Annotated in this window: 15 protein-coding genes; 12 read left to right on the top strand and 3 right to left on the bottom strand. The window is 32.1% G+C overall.

The features are described from left to right. Positions 1-221: 221 nt before the first annotated feature. Positions 222-2,987, bottom strand: coding sequence for a helix-turn-helix and ligand-binding sensor domain-containing protein (locus CELLY_RS06415; protein WP_013620851.1), 2,766 nt, complete (start codon positions 2,985-2,987; stop codon positions 222-224). Between the two features lie 66 nt (positions 2,988-3,053). After that, a complete protein-coding gene (locus CELLY_RS06410; protein WP_013620850.1) occupies positions 3,054-3,809 on the bottom strand; it encodes a sulfite exporter TauE/SafE family protein in 756 nt (251 codons plus the stop codon). A 74-nt stretch (positions 3,810-3,883) separates the two neighbouring features. Between CELLY_RS06410 and CELLY_RS06405 the strand changes: the two genes are divergently transcribed. Further along, positions 3,884-5,695 (top strand): sodium:solute symporter family protein, encoded by a 1,812-nt coding sequence (locus tag CELLY_RS06405; RefSeq protein ID WP_013620849.1) that lies wholly within the window; start codon positions 3,884-3,886, stop codon positions 5,693-5,695. Beyond that, complete coding sequence (locus CELLY_RS06400; RefSeq protein WP_013620848.1) at positions 5,696-6,781, top strand: acyltransferase family protein; 1,086 nt, start codon at positions 5,696-5,698, stop codon at positions 6,779-6,781. It abuts the gene before it with no gap. A gap of 1 nt (position 6,782) precedes the next feature. Here the strand turns inward: CELLY_RS06400 and CELLY_RS06395 are convergent, their stop codons facing one another. After that, on the bottom strand, positions 6,783-7,367 hold the full coding sequence (locus CELLY_RS06395) for a riboflavin synthase (protein ID WP_013620847.1): 585 nt from the start codon (positions 7,365-7,367) through the stop codon (positions 6,783-6,785). A gap of 55 nt (positions 7,368-7,422) precedes the next feature. On the opposite strand from CELLY_RS06395, the gene pdxA reads away from it, so the two are divergent. The 10 genes from pdxA to CELLY_RS06345 all read left to right on the top strand — a co-directional run bounded on the left by pdxA (position 7,423) and on the right by CELLY_RS06345 (position 17,540). Next, positions 7,423-8,475 (top strand): 4-hydroxythreonine-4-phosphate dehydrogenase PdxA, encoded by a 1,053-nt coding sequence (gene pdxA / locus CELLY_RS06390; RefSeq protein WP_013620846.1) that lies wholly within the window; start codon positions 7,423-7,425, stop codon positions 8,473-8,475. 167 nt (positions 8,476-8,642) lie between these two features. After that, on the top strand, positions 8,643-9,176 hold the full coding sequence (locus CELLY_RS06385; protein WP_013620845.1) for a YceD family protein: 534 nt from the start codon (positions 8,643-8,645) through the stop codon (positions 9,174-9,176). Positions 9,177-9,185: 9 nt separating this feature from the next. After that, the gene (gene rpmF, locus CELLY_RS06380) at positions 9,186-9,383 is read left to right on the top strand and encodes a 50S ribosomal protein L32 (RefSeq protein ID WP_013620844.1); all 198 of its coding nucleotides are present in this window, start codon (positions 9,186-9,188) and stop codon (positions 9,381-9,383) included. 172 nt (positions 9,384-9,555) lie between these two features. After that, positions 9,556-10,551, top strand: a complete 996-nt coding sequence (locus tag CELLY_RS06375) for a beta-ketoacyl-ACP synthase III (protein ID WP_013620843.1) — start codon at positions 9,556-9,558, stop codon at positions 10,549-10,551. Positions 10,552-10,591: 40 nt separating this feature from the next. Continuing rightward, positions 10,592-11,077, top strand: coding sequence for an acetyl-CoA carboxylase biotin carboxyl carrier protein (accB, locus tag CELLY_RS06370; protein WP_013620842.1), 486 nt, complete (start codon positions 10,592-10,594; stop codon positions 11,075-11,077). 66 nt (positions 11,078-11,143) lie between these two features. After that, the gene (gene accC, locus CELLY_RS06365; protein ID WP_013620841.1) at positions 11,144-12,499 is read left to right on the top strand and encodes an acetyl-CoA carboxylase biotin carboxylase subunit; all 1,356 of its coding nucleotides are present in this window, start codon (positions 11,144-11,146) and stop codon (positions 12,497-12,499) included. A gap of 142 nt (positions 12,500-12,641) precedes the next feature. Further along, positions 12,642-13,400 carry a DUF2314 domain-containing protein gene (locus CELLY_RS06360; RefSeq protein ID WP_013620840.1) on the top strand — a complete coding sequence of 253 codons (759 nt, stop codon included), beginning with the start codon at positions 12,642-12,644 and terminating at the stop codon, positions 13,398-13,400. A gap of 95 nt (positions 13,401-13,495) precedes the next feature. Further along, positions 13,496-14,185: a hypothetical protein gene (locus CELLY_RS06355; RefSeq protein ID WP_013620839.1), complete on the top strand. Its 690-nt coding sequence runs from the start codon at positions 13,496-13,498 to the stop codon at positions 14,183-14,185. A 4-nt stretch (positions 14,186-14,189) separates the two neighbouring features. Next, positions 14,190-16,130 carry a hypothetical protein gene (locus CELLY_RS06350; RefSeq protein WP_013620838.1) on the top strand — a complete coding sequence of 647 codons (1,941 nt, stop codon included), beginning with the start codon at positions 14,190-14,192 and terminating at the stop codon, positions 16,128-16,130. Between the two features lie 12 nt (positions 16,131-16,142). Then, positions 16,143-17,540, top strand: a complete 1,398-nt coding sequence (locus CELLY_RS06345; protein ID WP_013620837.1) for a hypothetical protein — start codon at positions 16,143-16,145, stop codon at positions 17,538-17,540.

Genomic DNA, 17,540 nt, shown 5'->3' with positions numbered 1-17,540 from the left:
AATTGAGTTAGATTTTTACTAAATTAATAAAAGAGGCTGTTTGCTAAGGTTTTAGCAACTACATAAAAACTACATCAACACAAAAATTACGCTACACACCGCCAATAGTATGGTTTGCAGTAGTATTGTAACCTAGTTTTTTATACACTTTTAACACTTTGATGTAGTAATGATGTACTGCGTGTTATGTAATTGTTAAGCTGTTTATGACAGAAAAACCTTTATTTAAAGGTGATTAAGAAGTTAGATATGTTCTCTGAGCTATCTATATTTAATTTTTTTCGTAAACGGTAACGATGTATTTCTACACCCCTAACCGTAATAGCCATAAGCGGTGCAATTTCCTTAGTAGATAGGTTCATTTTAAGGTAAGCACATAGTTTTAAATCTTTAGGAGTAAGCTTTGGGTATTCTTTTAAAAGATTCTCAAAAAAGTCGCTATGCAATTCTTTAAAATTCATTTCAAATCGTTTCCAGTCTTCTTTGTTGTTAACAGAATTGTTTAACCTTTTCATAAAAGATTTATAACGTTGCTGATTAGGAAATTTATCTTTGTTTTGAGTTAATAGGTTTTTTAGGTCTAAAATAATTTCATTCTTTTTAGCAATATTTAATGTAGTATTAGCTAATTCTTTTTGTTTAAGCTTTACTTCTTTTGCTAATTTTTCTTTCTCTAAAAGCGCAATTTTTTCATCTTGCTCTTTTTGCATACGCTCTTTAAGCTTATTGTGCTTAAGGTTTAGTTTGTATTTGTTGTATTTTCTAATAAGTATTATGGCGGCTATTACAAGTAAAAAGTAAATTAAAAGTGCAGGGCCAGACAAATACCAAGGAGCTTTAATAGTAAAGTTAATGACATTTGGAACAGATTTTTTATTGTCAATACCTACACCGTAAACCTCTAAAGTGTAACTACCGTGACTTAAGTTTTGAAACGATATAAAACCATTATCTAATTTAGCAAATTGAGCATCTTTGCCATCTAAACTATAGTAATATTTTGGGTGCATAACGCCAGATGAAGCAATTTTAATACTAATATTACCAGCATCTTTAAAAGGCAGTGTTATGTTTTTTGTATGTATTGGGTAACTGTTTTGTTTACCAGTAAAACTCACTAATTTAGGAGTTGGTAGCCTATTATTATCTTTTAACTGATTGTTTAACTTGTTAAAGTTTATTTGACTGTAACCATCTACAAGGGTAAAATAAAATGTAGAGTCGTTTACCTTAATAATATTTTCTGCCTCAGGTATTATACGTTTTTTTAAACTTTGGTTTTCAATAATAATATTGTCTTCCTTAAAATTGGTATAAGTAATTTTTTTACTGTTTTCATTGTCAATAAACCAAAAATGATCATCATTATAATACAACAACTCATTATTTTTAAATGAGCTAAACTCCTCTAACGTTACAATTTTGTCTAAAATAGGATCGTATTTAAACCACTCTCCCTGACTGTAAAAAACAATTTGGTTTTTAATATTGTAGAGTTTTACATTGTATTTATTAGGGGCATTTTTTCCGTTATATTCTTTGGAGCTAATTACAGAGTCATAGGTGCTATTTAATTTTAGTTTGTAAAAACCTTTATATGGGTGAGCAACCCAAAGTGTGTTAGCGTCTTCAAAACACAATTTTTTTACTGGTAAATTAAAGCCTTTTAATCGTTCTACAGTCCATTGGTTAATATCATCTTTACTGTATTTTGCTATTCCGGTATAAGTACCCTGTAAAAAGGATGATTTGTCCTCAGGTATTTTCTCTATTTGATAGCCTCCAGAAATATTAGAAACCTTAACCAAGCCATCTTTATTTAACTTAAATGTTCCTGTATTATGTCCACAAAAGAGCTCATTGTTTACAACTGCAATATCCCAAACGTGCCCCTGAGTGCCTTTTACAAAATGTAGCACATCATTATCTACATAATACAAACCAGTATTAGATCCTAAGTATACTTTGTTGTTGTACAAAGCAATGTCATAAACAGTACCTAAAACACCAGTAAAATCTGTGTAATATGTAATTGGGTGGTCTAGTTGAATGTGGTCTATACCATTGTCTAACCCTAACCAAAGCTGATTTTTAAAAGCAACCATAGCTAAAATGGTGTTGTTTTGTAGTCCAACTTCGCGATTAATGCTTTTATAGGTTTTTGTGTTATTGTTGTATAAAAAGAGTCCGTTTTTTATAGTGCCAAAAGCAATGCTGTGCTGATTTAACACCATAATTTTATTAAGCTGATGCTGTTTTAATGTGTCGTTAATAGTGCTACCCCAAACATTAATTTCATTATTTTTAATTAAGTAACAACCGTTTAATTTGGTGCCAATTAACAAACCTTCTTTAATAGAAACCATATCTACTACAGTTTTATTTACAAAAGAAATGTTGTTTTTTAAGACAAGAGGTTCTAAGGTGTCACCTTCTAAATAAAACAAACCATCATCACCACCTGCAACTATAATTTGGTTGTTGTGTTTTGTAATATTGTTAACAATAATATCTGCTTTAACTACCGTTATTTTATTGTTTTTGTACACATATACTTTAGAAAATGACCTAAAAACAATTGCATTGTTATGAGGTATAATTTGCCAAAACTCTTCACTAGTAAATACGTGGTTTTTTATAAGATGTGTTAATGATGTGTATTTTAAAACACCTAGACTATCTTTTTTCCAAAATCCAAATTCTTCATATGAACCGGTGTAAATTTTATCATCTATAGCAGCAACAGATCGTATGGTGGTTTTACTAGGTAAGGCGTTAAGTTTCCATTCTTCTCCATTAAAATGTAAAAGACCAGCATTATTGGCAGAAAATAATTCGCCATCTTTATTAGTGGCTAATCCCCAATTTTTACTAGCAGCGTTGTAATCAAATATTTTATAGTTGTGTATAGGTGGAAAAAGATTTTGTCCAACAATAACGTAGCAACTAATAAAGAAAAGTAAAATAAGCGAGGTTAAATTTTTCATAGGGGATATAGAAAACTTAATGATTTTATGTATGAATATAAGATTATTACAAGGAAAACCAATTAATTATCTAAGCAAGATTAGCAAAGCACCTATAGCTGTAAGAATTAGTATCATTTTTCTGAAAAATTTATCCTTAATGTACTTTACTAGAATGGTGCCAACAATAAAGCCTACAAAAATAGCAGGTAAAAGTTTTAGGTTTAAAAGAACAGATTCTTTTGTAATGGTATGCCACACAAAAATGTGAAAAGGGAGCTTAAAAATATTGGTAATTAAAAAAAGCCAAGCAGCTGTGCCTATAAACTGATTTTTAGGCAAGCGCATTGCTAAAAAGTAGATGTTAGAAAAAGAGCCAGCCAAATTACCAATCATTGTAGTAATACCAGCAAGTAAACCCATAGAGCCGGCAAATGCCCAATGTGTTGGTACATTTTTAGATTTTTTTTGATCCCACCAAAGCATCATCAAAACGGTAATTAATATAATACCACCCATACAGTATTTAAAAGAAGCTTCTGGTAAATCTTTACCAACAAATACACCTATTAAAATACCGCTAATCATCCAGGGTAAAAACTTTAAAATGTATTTCCACTGGGTATATTTCCTATAATAAATTACAGCAAAAATGTCGCCTACAACAAGCAATGGTACAAGTAAACCTGTAGATGCTTTAGAACCAAAAGCCAAAGCCATAAGTGTAACTACAATTATAGAAATGCCTTTTAAACCAGATTTAGAAACACCCATTACAAATACGGCTGTAAAAGCCAAAACCCATGCAGTTGTAGAAATGTTTGCTGTTATTAATAGACCCATAATTGGCGTTTAGCTAAAAAAGACAAAAGTATTGTAAAAAATAATATCTTTACTAATTAACCAACTACTAAAAAATGGAATTAAGTGCACTAGATTATACGCTAATCATTGTTTTTTTTACAATTGTTTTAGGTATTGGAGTTGTGGTTTCTAAAAAATCAGGAAAAAGCTCATCAGAATATTTTTTATCTGGAAGAACAATGCCTTGGTGGTTGCTAGGTCTTTCTATGGTTGCAACAACGTTTTCTACAGACACACCTAATTTAGTTACAGATATTGTTAGAACAGATGGTGTTTCTGGTAACTGGGTTTGGTGGGCATTTTTAATTACAGGTATGCTAACTGTTTTTGTATACGCAAAGCTTTGGCGTAAATCTAATGTAAATACAGACTTAGAGTTTTATGAATTACGTTATGGTGGAAAACCAGCCAGTTTTTTAAGAAAATTTAGGTCTATATATTTAGGTGTTATTTTTAATGTAATTACAATGTCTGCTGTAACATTAGCAGCAATAAAAATTGGAGGAATAATGCTAGGTCTAGAGCCTTGGCAAACCGTAGTAAGTGCAGGTCTAATAACCGTTACGTTTAGTGCCTTAGGCGGGTTTAAAGGTGTGGTTTATACAGATTTTTTATTATTTTTTGTAGCAATGGGTGGTGCAATAGGCGCTGCTTACTATTTGGTTAATTTACCAGAAGTAGGCGGAGTAACAAGCTTACTAACACATGAAGATGTGAAAGGGAAATTATCTATTTTACCAGATTTTAGCAATACAAATGCTGTAATTACCTTATTAGTTATTCCTTTAGCTGTACAATGGTGGAGTTCTTGGTACCCGGGAGCAGAACCTGGTGGCGGTGGTTACATTGCACAACGTATGTTGGCTGCAAAAGATGAAAACCATGCTATTGGTGCAACTTTCTTTTTTAATATTATGCATTACGCATTACGCCCTTGGCCTTGGATTTTAGTTGCTTTAGCATCTATAGTTGTTTACCCAGATGTTGCTAGTATAGCAGAAGCTTTTCCTAATATAGCAGCAGATAAATTAGGACATGATTTGGCTTACCCTGCTATGCTAACAAAATTACCAAGCGGATTATTAGGCTTGGTGTTAGCGTCATTAATAGCTGCTTATATGAGTACAATTTCTACTCAACTTAACTGGGGATCATCTTATATAGTATATGATTTTTACAAGCAACAAGTAAATCCTAATGCATCAGAAAAACAATTGGTAGCTGTTGGCAGATTTTCTACTGTTGTATTAATGGTATTAAGTGCTTGTTTGGCCTTGTTAATGCAAAATGCTATGGAGGTTTTTGATATGTTATTGTTGTTTGGAGCCGGTACCGGACTAATTTTTATTTTACGTTGGTTTTGGTGGCGAATTAATGCCTGGACAGAGATTGCAGCAATGTTTGCATCAGGAGTCTTATCTATCTTACTAAAAGTTACTCCGCTAGGAAACTATCTTTTTGCAGTAGATACAGGAGTTTTTCCAGATTGGTTTCAGATTCCGTTTGTAATGTTGGTAACAACTATAATTTGGGTAGCGGCTACATTTATGACTAAGCCAGAGTCTAATGAGGTATTAAACAGTTTTTACAAAAAAATACAACCTGGAGGACCGGGTTGGAAAAAAGTGGTAGATAATGCTAAAGCAGATAAAATAGATATTGTAAACCCTAATGAAAAATGGAGTGTTCCTTCTGGCATAGGAGCTATGGTATTAGGCTGTGTACTTATATACACATGTATGTTTGCAACTGGGTATTGGATTTATGGTGAAACAATAAAGGCATTAATATTTACGGGAATTGCCTTGGTGGCTGGTTTATTGTTAATAAAAGCTTGGAATAAAATGAAAAGTAACATTCTGTAAATGAAAAATAGGGTTGTATCTGTAGACATTTTTAGGGGAATTACCATTGTTTTAATGATTTTGGTAAATAACCCAGGAACTTGGTCTAGCGTTTATGCTCCTTTTTTACATGCAGATTGGCACGGTTATACACCAACAGATTTAGTGTTCCCTTTCTTTTTATTTATTGTAGGTATTTCTATAGTTTATGCATATCATACCAAAGAAGTAACAGGAAAAACATATCGTAAAATTGTTATAAGGTCTTTAAAGCTAATTGGTCTTGGATTGTTTTTAGGCGCATTTACGCTTTCATTTCCTTTTTTTAAAGATTTTAATGATATACGTTTTCCTGGAGTATTGCAACGTATTGGTTTAGTATTCTTTTTTACAGCAATTTTGTTTATAAAATTAAATTGGAAAGCGCTAGTGGCCGTTTGCGCTGCTATTTTAATAATGTATTGGTTATGGATGGGTTTTGTACCTATTAATGGTACTGCTCCTACCTTTGATAGAGCGCCAAACAATTGGGCAAATTTTATAGATTTAAAAGTTTTGGGATCTCATATGTGGAAAACAGATTATGACCCAGAAGGTGTTTTAAGTACTTTGCCTGCAATAGCTACCTCTTTATTAGGGGTATTTGTTGGTTTGCTCTTAAAATCTGCCTACAAAAAGAAAACACAAATACTTTTACTTTTAGGTGTAAGCTTATTAACTGCAGGTCATATTTGGGATTTGTTTTTTCCTATAAATAAGGCTTTGTGGAGCAGTAGTTTTGTTTTAGTAACAGCCGGGTGGGCAACTATTATTTTGGCTGTTATTTATTATTTTTCTGATGTAAAAAACAAAAAGTTTGGAGGTGTTTTTAAATACGCAGGAGCCAACGCCATTACCGTTTTTTTCTTATCTAGTTTTATAGCTAAGCTATTTGCACTTATAAAAGTAGGAAATACATCTGTTCATGGTTGGTTATTTAAAAACCTCTATGTACATCAGTTTATATCTTTAAAAATTTCGTCAATAGTATACGCATTAACCGTAGTTACATTTTACGTACTATTAGCTTATGTGCTTTATAGAAAAAAGATTTTTATAAAAGTGTAATTTATTTGGCAATTAGTTTAGCAACATATTTTCCAATTACATCAAACTCTAGGTTTACAACTGTGCCTATTTTATAGGTGTTAAAAACAGTGTTTTCAAAAGTATAAGGTATAATAGCTACGCTAAATGTGTTTTTTCCGGAGTTAAAAACAGTTAAGCTAGTACCATCTATTGTAATAGAACCTTTTTCTATAGTTACATTATTATAATCTGCATTGTATTCAAAACTAAAAACAGCACTACCATCTTTTTCTTCAATAGCAGTACAAACTCCAGTTTGGTCTACGTGCCCTTGTACAATATGGCCATCTAACCTTGTACCTAAAATCATAGCACGTTCTAAATTTACGTAAGAGTTTACTTTTAAAGCACCAATACTTGTTTTTTGTAACGTTTCATCAATAGCAGTAACAGTGTAGGTGTCATCTTCTATAGCAATAACGGTAAGGCAAACACCATTGTGAGCAACACTCTGATCTATTTTAAGCTCTGGTGTTAAAGTAGATTTTATAGTAATGTGTAGGTTACTTTCTTCTTTGCGTAATGCGGTTACTTTCCCTAAAGTTTCTATAATGCCAGTAAACATATCGTTTTAATTAAGTAGTTTTGCGGTGTAAATTTAGACATTATACAGTTGAATTATGCAAGAAGATAAAAAAATTAAGGTAGGAATTTCTATAGGCGATTTAAACGGAATTGGCTGTGAAGTTGTTTTAAAGACTTTTGAAGACAACCGAATGTTAGATTTTTGTACCCCTGTTATTTTTGCATCAAACAAAACCATTTCTTTTCAAAAAAAAGAGCTAAATATAAATATTAATTACAATGGTGTACCTGATGCAGATAAAGCTGTAGATAACAAAATTAATGTAGTTAATGTTTGGAAAGAAATACCAAAGACACAGTTTGGAACACCTACTGAAGAAAGTGGTAAATACGCTCTAAAATCTTTGCAAGCGGCAACAAAAGCTTTAAAAGAAGATAAAATAGATGTATTAGTTACAGCGCCAATAAATAAAAATAATATACAGTCTGATGAATTTAACTTTCCTGGACATACAGATTATTTAGCAAAAGAATTAGGTGGTAATAGTTTAATGTTTATGGTAACAAGTACTTTAAAAGTAGGTTTGTTAACAGACCATATTGCAGTTAAAGATGTAGCAAAAGCAATTACACCTAAACTTGTAAAAGAAAAAATAGCAACTATAGAGCACTCTTTAAAAGCAGATTTTGCCATACAAAAGCCAAAAATTGCATTGTTAGGCATAAATCCGCATAGTGGAGATAATGGTGTTATTGGTAAAGAGGACGATACAGTACTAAAGCCAACAATAACCGAATTAAAAAATCAGGGTAAAATGGTTTTTGGACCCTATTCTGCAGATAGCTTTTTTGGGTCTGATGCTTATAGTAATTTTGATGCAATACTTGCAGCTTATCATGACCAAGGTTTAATACCTTTTAAAACGCTGTCATTTGGTAAAGGTGTAAACTACACTGCCGGATTGCAAAAAGTACGTACATCACCAGATCATGGCACTGCTTATGAAATTGCAGGCAAAGGTAAAGCAGACCATAGTTCATTTAAAGAAGCTGTTTTTACAGCGCTAAAAATCTTTAAAAACAGGCAAGAATATGCAGAGCTAACCCAAAATCCGTTAAAAAAACAACGTTTAAAGAGAAAAGAGTAAGATATTTTTTCTAGATTTAAACAAAATTAAGCCCTAAAACAGGGCAAAACAATACCTAAACTATTAAGTAATAATATATTTACAATTTTTTAGTTGGGTTTTATTAAAATAATAATATCTTTGCACCCGCCTTTAACGAGGCTGGTACTTTAAAATATAGTGTTGTTATGATGAAGCTAAAGGAGTATTCCATTCCTTTTTCTGGATTAAAGCAGGGAAAGCACAGTTTTGAGTATAATATAGACAATAAGTTCTTTGAATCTTTTGAGTACAATGAGTTTAATGATGCCAATATACATGTAGAGGTACAATTAAACAAAATGAGTACAATGTTAGAGCTAGAGATGAAAGCAGAAGGAACAGTAAATGTTTTTTGTGACGTATCTAGTGAAGCTTATGACCAACCTATAAACTCTACATTAGAGTTAGTAGTTAAGTTTGGCGAAGAGTATAATGATGAGAATGAAGAAATACTGATAATTCCTCACGGAGAACATCAGGTTAATATTTCGCAATATTTATACGAAATGCTGGTATTGGCCGTTCCATCTAAAAGAATACATCCAGGAGTTTTGGATGGTACTTTAAGATCTAAAGCCGTAGATAAGCTACAAGAGCTACAACCAAAAGAAGAGAAGGAAAATAAAGAAGATATTGATCCCAGATGGGACGCATTAAAAAAGTTAATAACGGATAAATAAAGTTTCATAATGGCACATCCAAAGAGAAAAATTTCAAAAACCAGAAGAGACAAGAGAAGAACGCACTATAAAGCGGTAGCTCCAACAATTGCAAAAGATGCAACAACAGGAGAAATGCACTTGTATCACAGAGCTCACTGGCACGAAGGTAAATTATACTACCGTGGACAAATTTTAATTGACAAAGCAGAAGAAGCAGTAGCTTAATTCTACTTTTGTACAGTATTTAAAACTCTCACCGTAAAAGTGAGGGTTTTTTTATTTTTCATCAATTTTTGTCAAAAAAAAGCCAGTTTTGGTAAAAAGTCGTAAAAATTGACTAATTTTCCATGATTTTTAGACTTTTTTAAAATTTTTGATTAAAAAATCAAACTTATATATGGGTAAGATATCAGCGGCAATAACTGCAGTGGGTAAGTATGTTCCTGACTATGTTTTAACTAACAAGGAGTTAGAAACAATGGTAGATACAAATGATGAGTGGATTACCACCAGAACAGGTATCAAAGAAAGGCGAATTTTAAAAGAAGAAGGTAAAGGAACTTCTTTTATGGCAATTAAAGCAGCTGAAGATTTACTGCAAAAAAGAGGTATTAAACCAACAGATATTGATTTAATTATAGTTGGTACTGCAACACCAGATTTACAAGTAGCGGCAACTGCTGCATATGTAGCTTCAGAAATTGGAGCAACCAATGCTTTTGCTTTTGATTTAGAAGCAGCGTGTTCTAGTTTTTTATACGGTATGTCTACGGCTACTAGTTATGTAGAGTCTGGCAGGTATAAAAAAGTATTATTAATAGGTGCAGATAAAATGTCATCTATATTGGATTATACAGACAGAACAACGTGTATAATTTTTGGAGATGGTGCAGGTGCAGCACTTTTTGAGCCTAATGAAGAAGGTTTAGGTTTTCAAGATGAATACTTAAGGTCTGATGGTATTGGGCGTAACTTCTTAAAAATTGATGCGGGCGGATCTATATTACCAGCATCTGAAGAAACAGTTAAAAATAAACAACATTACGTTTTTCAAGACGGTAAAACCGTATTTAAATATGCAGTTTCTAATATGGCAGAAGTATCTGCCAAAATTATGGAACGTAACAATTTAGAAGAGAAAGATGTAGATTGGCTAGTTCCACACCAAGCTAATAAACGTATTATAGATGCTACAGCTAACAGAATGGGCTTAGACGCATCTAAAGTAATGATGAATATTCAAAAATACGGAAACACAACTTCTGCTACATTACCACTTTTATTAGCAGATTACGAAAATCAACTTAAAAAAGGAGACAACTTAGTATTTGCTGCATTTGGCGGTGGTTTTACTTGGGGTTCTATTTTCTTAAAATGGGCCTATAACTCTTAAATCAAAATAAAAACTTACAACTAAACAAAATCTAATTTTTATGGATATTAAAGAAATTCAGAGTTTAATTAAGTTCGTTGCAAAATCTGGCGCTAGCGAAGTTAAATTAGAAATGGAAGACATTAAAATTACCATTAGAACAGGAGCTTTAAACTCTGGTGGGGAGACTACTATTTTACAGCAAATACCTATGGGGCAAGCACCAATGGCACCAGCCGCTGCTGCACCTGCACCTGCTGCTGCAACAGATGCTGCACCAGCAAAAGAAGCTAGTAAAGAAGATAAATACATAACAATAAAGTCGCCAATTATTGGTACTTTTTACAGAAAACCATCTCCAGACAAACCAGTATTTGTAGAGGTAGGTGATACTATTGGGCAAGGAGATGTTCTTTGTGTTATAGAAGCAATGAAACTTTTTAACGATATAGAATCTGAAGTTTCAGGTAAAATAGTTAAAGTATTGGTAGATGATTCTTCTCCAGTAGAATTTGATCAACCTTTATTTTTAGTAGATCCATCATAAGAAATTTTAGACACTAAATACTTTTAGTTTTTTAGAATTTAGAATTAAAATTTAAAATTTCATAAGATGTTTAAAAAAATACTTATTGCAAATAGGGGAGAGATAGCGCTTCGTATTATTAGGACCTGTAAAGAAATGGGAATTAAAACGGTAGCGGTATACTCTAAGGCAGACGAAGAGAGTTTGCATGTTAGGTTTGCAGATGAGGCCGTATGTATTGGCCCTGCTCCTAGTAACGAGTCTTATTTAAAAATACCAAATATTATAGCGGCTGCAGAAATTACTAATGCAGATGCTATACACCCAGGTTATGGGTTTTTATCAGAAAACTCTAAGTTTTCTAAAATATGTGCAGAGCATGACATTAAGTTCATAGGTGCATCTGGCGAGCATATAGACCGTATGGGTGATAAAGCTAGTGCTAGGGAAACCATGAAAAAAGCTGGTGTACCTACAATACCTGGCTCAGACGGTTTACTTAAAGATGTTGCTGAAGCTAAAAAAGTTGCTAAAAAAATGGGATATCCTGTTATGATAAAAGCAACTGCTGGTGGTGGTGGTAAAGGTATGCGTGCTGTTTGGTCTGAAGATAAAATGGAAGCTCTCTATGAAAGTGCCGTACAAGAAGCTACAGCTGCTTTTGGAAACGGTGCTATGTATATGGAAAAACTTATTGAAGAACCTAGACATATAGAAATACAAGTTGTAGGTGACCAATACGGTAAAGCGTGTCATTTATCAGAAAGAGATTGTTCTATACAAAGACGTCACCAAAAATTAACAGAAGAAACTCCTTCGCCATTTATGACAGATAAATTGCGTGACGATATGGGAGCGGCAGCTGTTAAGGCAGCAGAATACATTAAGTATGAAGGTGCTGGTACTATAGAGTTTCTTGTAGATAAACACCGTAACTTTTACTTTATGGAGATGAATACCAGAATACAGGTAGAGCATCCTATAACAGAGCAAGTAGTAGATTACGATTTAATACGTGAGCAAATTTTAGTGGCTGGTGGTGTGCCAATTTCTGGTAAAAATTACTACCCTAAATTGCACTCTATAGAATGTAGAATTAATGCAGAAGATCCTAGAAATGACTTTAGACCTTCTCCAGGAAAAATTACTACATTGCATACACCAGGCGGACACGGTGTACGTTTAGATACTAACGTATATAGTGGTTACACAATTCCTCCTTATTATGATTCTATGGTAGCTAAGCTAATTACTACGGCGCAAACAAGAGAAGAGGCTATTAATAAAATGAAACGTGCTTTAGATGAATTTGTAATTGAAGGCGTAAAAACTACAATTCCTTTTCATAGGCAATTAATGGATCATCCAGATTATTTGGCAGGTAATTATACCACAGCCTTTATGGAAGATTTTGTTATGGAACCTAGCAAAGACGATGAATAAATTAAAAAGCTCCGATATTTTATCGGAGCTTTTTTTTTGGTGGTAACTAGCTCATCCCTTTTCACGGTTTACAGGGTATTTGCTATTGTGTAATGCCTATATCTTTGCTGCATATAACTTTACACAAAAATTAAAACTACTTATGAGTAATTCAGATAATAATATATTTTTTGTAAAACAAGATGATGAAATGTCATTAGCCTTTAAAAAAGCACAGGAAACATTTAAGTATTTTTGGAGAGAAATGTACTGGGAGTACAGAAGAGTTATACCTGGGCTAGACTTGGCTATTGTAAAGTTTCCTTTTGAACAAACTTTTAAAGGAGAAAGTGAACCAACTATAGAGCATATGTGGGTGCGCAATATAAGTTTTGACGGAGAAAATATAACTGGCGTTTTAGCTAACAACCCAATGCAATTAACAAATGTGGCAGAAGGTGATACTGTTAGCTGCAGTAGGTCTAAAATAAGCGATTGGATGTTTGCAACATCAGGTAAAACATACGGTGGTTTTACAATACATACCTTAAGGTCTGGTATGAGCGATGAAAAAAGAAAACAACATGATAACGCTTGGGGTTTAGATTTTGGCGATTTTAATAAAATTATGTTGGTTAATGGCCAAGCAGAAAACCCTGAAAATCTTGTAGAGCATCCAATGTGTGTAAATACTGCAGATAAATTTTTAGAATTCTTTAAAGAAAATCCAGATGAAATTTTAATTAAAGATGAAGCTGGGTATACAGTTTTACATAGGCAAGCTATAGCTGGTAATAAAACCACTATAGATATTTTATTGAGTCTTGGAGCAGATAAAAATGTTACAGATAGTAACGGTTTAACAGCTTTAGACTATGCTAAAAAATTAAACTGGTCTCATATTATTTCTGTTTTGGCGTAACATATAATGCTATTGGTAGTCTAACTAATTAATTTAGGTTAACGGCAATTTTAGTGTTAAAACGCAGTTTACTATTATAATTTATATCAATTTATATGTTAAAAAGACTATTTACCTACACTCTTTTATTTGCATCATTATTGCTTTGTACAAGTTGTTTTGAAATTTTAGAAGAAATAAGCTTTAATAAAGACGGTAGCGGGCGTATAACGGTAACTGCAAACCTAAGTAAAAGTAAATCTAAGTTGGCTTCTGTAATGCTCTTAGACAGTGTTAATGGACATAAGGTGCCTTCTAGGGATGATATAGATTTGGCAATTAAAAATGCAGTAGATCACTTAAAAAAAACAGAAGGCATATCTAACATAGAAAAAAGTGTAGATTATGATAATTATATATTTTCTATAGCATGCGATTTTAAATCTGTAGCAAATGTTAATTCAATTTTTAAAGAAATGATTAACAACCAAAATAGAAGAGAAAAAACCAGTTTTAGCACAACTAATTTTTCATACAATAAAGTTAATCATCAGTTTAAGAGGCATTTTAAGTATGATGCTAGTATAAAAAGAAAATTCAATTCGCTTAAGTCAGAAGACAAGAAAGTTTTTAATGATGCCAGTTACACAACAATTTATAGGTTTAATTCATCTGTAAAAAGTGTTTCTAATTCAGGTGCTAAAATAGCTCCAAATAAAAAGGCCGTATTTATGCGTGTGCCTGCATTGTCTTTAATAACAGGCCAACAAACCTTAGAAAATACCATACAATTAATCAACAATTAAAAGAATGAAAAAATTACTATTAAGCCTAACCATTTGTTGTGCTGCATATACAGCGCAAGCACAAGATTTAATACAAAACATACCCGCCAATTCTAGTGCGGTTGTTACTATAAAAGGAAGTAATGTTACAGACTTATTTTCTATTAAAGAGTTTGAAAACTCTAAAATAGGACAGGAAATGGTTAAAGAGTTAGCTAGAGAATCAGACGGTGACCTAACAAGTCTTAATGATTTAGGTATAGATTTTAATGCAAGTGCATATTATTTTTTACAAGCAGAAAAAGGTGTTTTTTCTAACTACTTTGCTATACCATTACGTTCTAAAAATGGGTTTGATAACCTAATTAAAAAGAATAACAGTAGTACCGAAAAGATAAAAACTGACGGTGATATAACTTATATGCAAGATAATTATGACGGCATTACTGTAGCCTGGAATGATAGAATGCTTGTTGTGGTTATTTCTGAAGATACAAACGAAGATGATGACTATAATTACTACAGTTATGATGATGTTACAGAAATAGAAGAAGCAGTAGAAGTTGCTGTTGATGTCGCAGGAGATGCTGTTGAAGCAGTAGAAGTTGAGGAAGTTGAAGAGGCTGAAGAAGTAATTGAAATTGTAGAAGTAGAAATTGAAGATGTTGAAGAGACGGTAATTGAATCTACCGAAGATGCAACATACTCTAATGATGATTACTATAAAAAAAGAGAAGAGCGTTACAAAAGAGAACGCCAAGAAAGAGAAGCAAAAAGAATAGCTAAAACTCAAAAAGCAAAAGTGCGTAATTTACAAAAGGCAAAAGCTTTTATAAATGGCGACCATTCATCTAACAACATTTTACGTAACAAAAGTTATGTTGCTAGTTTAGGAAAGCAAAACTTTGAGGCACACGCTTGGGCAGGAGATTTTATGAATCTTTATAATGAATTGGTGTCAAATAAAATGTCAGACTATGCATATGGTATGTATAATGTAGAGGAGTTATACAGGAACTCTTCAGTGTCATCTACCTTAGATTTTACCAATACCAGTGCAGTTTTAAATATAGATTATACTATGAGTGATGCTATGGCTAAACACGCTAAGGCTATGTATAATGGTAAAATGAATAAAGACTTTTTTAAGTATTTTAATCAAGATAAAATGCTAGGTTATATGTCTGTTAACGCAAGTACAGAGGGTTTGCTTACAGAGTATCCAAAACTTATGAAGTCTATGTTTGCTAACTCTACAAATAACGAAATGGCAACTGCAATACCACTTGGAGCAGACTTATTATCTGTATTTTTAGATGAAGAGGCTGTTGGTGAATTGGTTAGAGGAGATATGTTATTTGTAGTTAATGATATTGCTAAAAAACAAGTAACCTATACTACGTATGATTATGATGAAAACTATAATAGAATTCCAATAGAGAAAACAAAAGAAGAAACGGTACCAGATTTTATTTTTATGGCCACTTCTAACGGAGAAAGTATTTTTAACAAGCTTATGAATATTGCTGTTAAAGAAAACGAAATGACGGTAGATAACGGTATTTATAAGTTTAACACACCAAGAAGTGTACCTGTAAATGTATACGCAATGCACGCTAAAGGAGTGTTGTTTTTTGCAACGTCTAAAGACCAGTTGTTAGCCATTAGAAATGGTAGTTTTAAAGGTAGTGTAAGTGGTGATCACAAAAAAAATATTAGCAAAAATACTTCTGCGGCATATGTTAACGGTAAAAATATAATTTCTCAAATACCAGTTAATGAGTTGCCAAGAGAGTTTAAAAGAAAAATTAACTTTTTAACTAGTAATACAGAAGATCTTTTAATTACTACAGGTAAATTAAAGGGGAATAAGTCTAGCACTAAAGTTATTTTAAATACTCCAGAAGAAGGACATAAAAATGGCTTAGCATACTTTATTAATTTTATAGATGCATTTATAGACTAAGTTTTAAGCAATATGCGTTTAAAAAAAATAGTAAAAATAGTAGTCCCAATAATTATACTTTTAGGTATAGTTTATTGGGGCTATAAATTTATAAACAACACATCATCCTTATTGGGAGTTGTGCACAAAAATGCAGATGCTGTTGTTAAAATAGATTTGCATGGTATACAAGAAACATTGGTTTTAGATGCGCTATCTTCACCTAAGTTTTATTATGATAATATATCATTTTCAAGTAGTAAAAAAGAGAAATATTCTACCTTAGATAAGGGCATTAACTTAAAACCATATACTGTAGTTTTATATACACTTAATAATGTAGACAATACAGTTTTTTCTACATTTCCAATAGATAATTTTACAGGTTTTAATGCATATGTAAAAGAGTACATAAAAAATAAAAAAGGTAAAATACAAGATGCAGAAGGTTATAAATACGCAGTATTAGAAAAATCTAAAGTTTGTATAGCTTGGAGCTCTAAAAACCTTGCAATTGCGGCTACACCAAGTAAAATAGATATTACAAAGGTTTCTGCCGTTTTTACAGATGTTTTGGTAGATGAAAAGTTGATTACAGATAAAAACAATAACTTAATTGAGCAATTAAAAAATGCCAAAGACCATGTTGTATACCTAAAAGGAACAAGTGTAATTGGTTTAAATTTTGAAGATGGAAAACTAGCTGTATCCGGACAATTAGAAGTTGATAAATCTTCAGTTTTTTCAAAAGAAATTACAGTAAATAGTGTGCCAAATGCTTCTTTACAAATGTATTTAGATTATAGTTTTGCTGATGAAAATCACAAGAAAGACTTTATATCAACCTTTAAAAATAGCTCTTTTTTACAAAAAAGTAATTTACAGATAGATAGTATTGCAAAGTACAGTAATGGTTTTTTTAGCTTGGTAGTAAGTGGTAAAACCAAACAGCAAGACACTATTATTACATATGATTATGATGATAATTTTAATAAAGTAGAAAAGAAAACGATACAAGAAAAAGAGGTGCCAAAAATGTATGTAAATTTAGGTGTAAATAAAAATGGTTTACCAGCTTATTTACAAGAACAAGGCGCTATAGAACAAGGTGTATTTACTGCGTTACCTATTTATAATTTTTATGTGTCATCAGCAACAAAAACAAGCTTGTTTGCTACTACTAAAAATAATCCTAAAACAGCGATTTTTAAAAGCGCTAACTTTTTAGATATTACAGCAGATTTCTCTAAGTTAAATAACGATATAAGCTTTCCTAAGTCTGACTTACTATTTGGACTTTTAAATACACTAGAAGTAAAAGCAAACCAGGTTAAACCGGGAGTTGTTGGTCTAAAGGGTACATTATCTGCAAAAAGAGACGATGTAAATATTATAACTCAACTCTTTTTTGGCTTAGAAAACGCTAAATAA

The sequence above is a fragment of the Cellulophaga lytica DSM 7489 genome (assembly GCF_000190595.1).
Classification (GTDB): Bacteria; Bacteroidota; Bacteroidia; order Flavobacteriales; family Flavobacteriaceae; genus Cellulophaga; species Cellulophaga lytica.
The sequence above is the reverse complement of the archived record's forward strand: the minus strand, read 5'-3'. Positions and strand labels throughout refer to the sequence as shown.